This window comes from Corallococcus praedator, from assembly GCF_003612125.1.
GTDB classification, from domain to species: domain Bacteria; phylum Myxococcota; class Myxococcia; order Myxococcales; family Myxococcaceae; genus Corallococcus; species Corallococcus praedator.
Map to the genome: position 1 here is coordinate 1 of NZ_RAWI01001385.1, position 393 is coordinate 393.

Consider the following 393-nt stretch of genomic DNA (forward strand, 5'->3'; position numbering starts at 1 on the left):
GTTCGTGGTTGCCCGCGGCCAGCGCGGCGACCACCGCGTCGATGTCGAGGGGCTCGGCGGCGAGCATCTCGACCGCCCGGGCGAGCACCACCTTGTCGGCTGCCCCCGCGGTGATCCGGTCGATCACCGCGGCCACGCGGGCGACGTGGACCTCCTGTGCCGGGATCGTCGCGGTGAGGGTGACCGGTACGCCGTGGGCCGGGACCGAGCCGGCATCGGGCTCGCGGTGCTCGAGGGTCTCGACCGCCACCAGCGCGTCGGGCGCGGCCTCGTCGAACGCGATGGCCCCGACCACCGCGACCGGGGTCCCGTCGCGGCGGCCCCGGGCGATCGCGGCGACGGCGTCAGCGGCGTCGGCGAACCGCGCCACCGGGGTGCCCGCGTGCACGGAAC

At 77.4% G+C, this 393-nt stretch carries 1 protein-coding gene; it reads right to left on the minus strand.

All coding sequences use genetic code 11. From position 1 onward, the window contains the following. Positions 1–393: isochorismate synthase (locus D7Y13_RS46720; protein WP_279637228.1), on the minus strand; the 393-nt coding region annotated here is incomplete at both ends.